This window comes from Aporhodopirellula sallentina SM41 (assembly GCF_000346505.1).
Classification (GTDB): Bacteria; Planctomycetota; Planctomycetia; order Pirellulales; family Pirellulaceae; genus Rhodopirellula; species Rhodopirellula sallentina.
The window spans coordinates 1-2,679 of the sequence record NZ_ANOH01000374.1; the positions used below are offsets into that span (position 1 = coordinate 1).

At 55.9% G+C, this 2,679-nt stretch carries 2 protein-coding genes; one reads left to right on the forward strand and one right to left on the reverse strand.

Annotation, left to right across the window (positions count from 1 at the left end):
- The first annotated feature begins 705 nt into the window (after window positions 1–705).
- Window positions 706–1,512, forward strand: a complete 807-nt coding sequence (locus RSSM_RS24595; RefSeq protein WP_008686109.1) for a response regulator — start codon at window positions 706–708, stop codon at window positions 1,510–1,512.
- Window positions 1,513–1,870: 358 nt separating this feature from the next.
- On the opposite strand, the gene RSSM_RS24605 is transcribed toward RSSM_RS24595, so the two are convergent.
- On the reverse strand, window positions 1,871–2,362 hold the full coding sequence (locus RSSM_RS24605) for a hypothetical protein (RefSeq protein ID WP_008686110.1): 492 nt from the start codon (window positions 2,360–2,362) through the stop codon (window positions 1,871–1,873).
- Between the last annotated feature and the right edge of the window lie 317 nt (window positions 2,363–2,679).

Below are 2,679 nucleotides of genomic sequence, written 5' to 3' on the forward strand. Positions count from 1 at the left end.
AAAGTGCAAAGCATGCGAATCCTAGGTTCGCAAGCGATCACAGAGCCGATCGAGAACCCATCTAAAATCTCGGCAACATGATTCACCGTCGAACATTCACACCGGTTGCCAGTGTGAACCGCGGCGAACACCTATCCGCCGATGAGCTTTAAATAGGTTCCAAATAACATCACCACATAAGTTTTCTCGCGACCCAAATGTTGGTCGCGACCGAAATCCAATAGTGACATCAAAACGACTCTGCTGCCTTGTTCTTCTCCAACATGGAATATCTGTCGAGGCATCCTTTTGAACGATTTGCAGGATGACGGTCGGACAACGACGAATCGAATCGGATGCGTCATCGTGTCGCGTAAGGGACACGTCGACTTCACGCCAATCATCGTTACCGTACCCGACATTCAAAAAAGACAACCGCCGACGCTCAATTATCAACTGAACCGCTATTGACGTTGTTCCCAAAATGCGAAAGCTATGGGTATGCAAGCGAACGGTTGGGGCACGACGTTCCAGAGAACACCATCACGGAAGTGACTCCTTGCCGGCAGGCACTCAGGTTGATCGCAAGATGATTGACGCGAATGTTTGTGATGATCGGTTTCGGTGGCGCGAGCAATCTCGCTCGGTCCATCGATCATTTTCCTTCGAGCATTAGGCACGATTGCTCGAAGCACTGAAGTACGTCTACCGAAACGGAGTTCTCCAATGCTTGTCCTGTCGCGAAAACCTGACGAGTCCATTTTCTTTCCCGGCCTCGGGATCACGATTTCGATCCTTCGCACAGATCAGCGAACCGCTCGCGTCGGTATCGACGCCCCGCCTCAAGTTCGTATCTTGCGAAAAGAGCTTCTCGACGGCACCGATGAAGAAACGTTCGACGTCGCGAGTTTCGAGCAGACCTGGGGCGGCTCGAGCAAAAACCTGCACGAACTGCGAAACCAACTCAACACCCTCAACCTCGGCCTGCAGTTCTACCGGCAACAAATGGACGCCGGACTCGTCGACGAAGCCAACGTGACTTTCCTGCGGGTCGTCAATCAACTCGACAAAATCGAACACGACGTCAGCAAACACGCCGAAGCCGAAGCGGTCCGCGAAGCACAAGCGTGCGAAGAACCGCTTCGCCCGATCCAAGTCCTCCTGGTCGAAGACGACGCCGATCAACGCGAACTACTCGCCGGTGTGCTAGCAATGAGAGGCTGCGAAGTCGCCACGGCGTGCGACGGTAACGACGCATTGAATTATCTCGGTTCTCATCCCTGGCCCGATTTCGTCTTGTTGGACATGCGGATGCCCAACGGAGACGGCGCGTCCACGGTTCGCGCCCTGCGAAAAATCAACGCATCGCCGCACCTGCGGATTGTCGCCACCAGCGGCACATCGCCCCAGGATCTCGGCATCAGCCAAGGAAGCGACGGTGTTGACCATTGGTTCCCCAAACCGCTCAATACCGACGGCCTGATTCGATACATGCAACAACCCACCGAAACCAACCTAAGCACGAGTTCCTAGAGCATTTCGATTGAGAGATAGCATCTCACCGAACCCCACCAGCCAATCAGCGTTTGTCGCGGGTGACAGAAAACACCTCCGGTGAATCGGCTCACTAGGCTTCGGAACGATTTTCAATGCGGATTGATTTTGCGGACCTACTTCACGGACGAAGTCGGAGCGATTGCTTCGCCGCAAAGTTTGGCCGGTCGTCTGCCGCATGATGCGGCAGCGACCGGCCGGTTTTTAACCTTTTGGCAAAGCTCGGCATCTCTGATCGCAGCCCCGGCGAATCCCGATTACCTATCTGTCCGATCGCCTGCCTGACCGATCGGATATCTGCCCGATCGGATATCTGCCCGATCGGATATCTGACTGCCTATCCGCCCATCGGCCGGTTCTCCTGGTAGGCTTGCAACCTCTCGATCAAATGGGTCAACCGCGTCGAAGCCCGTGGCAACGTGACTTCCGCTAGCTCGAGCAAATCCGCGATCGGGCCCTTCATCTTGTCGCAGTTCTGTTCCATTTCCACCGCGATCGTCCGCGCACGGTCAATCCGCTCGTGACACAACCGAACGCGAGCCTTCCAACGTGCGACCTGTTTCTTTTCCTCGGTCGCCGGCACCGACTCGCCCGATCGAGATGTCGACTGTTTGCGGCTGAGACTATCGAGTGCTTCACTCAAACGCTGTTCCGCCTGACGCAGCTGCCCCCGCCAGTAACTCGGGCAGTGCTGCGTGAAATGCTGCTCCGCGTTATTCACGACCGACCGTAGTTGGTACCCCTGCAGCATCAACTTCTCGCTCAAATGATCGACCGCCCGGTGCAAATCACCAAGCGATTCAATGCTGTGGACGTCCGCTTCACTCATCAATCGATCCTACCAATGCTGCCAGTCATACTCGCGACCGAACGTTCAAGCCCCGGCACCCAATATACCGCAGCCCCCAATCCCCCGCCCCCACAACAGTTCGCAAATTCACCAAAACGCTTCACACCAACATGCCCCAATCAGCCAATCGGCGTTAGCCGCGGTTTCTTCCAGACAACCGGTGCCAACGCACATCAACCAATTCGTGCACGTCGTTCTCGCATCACCCCCGTAGGCCGGACCAAGCGAAGCGCCGTTCCGGCATCCACACAACCGCTGGCCCCAAGACTTTTGCCGGCCCCCGAAACAGCCAACCG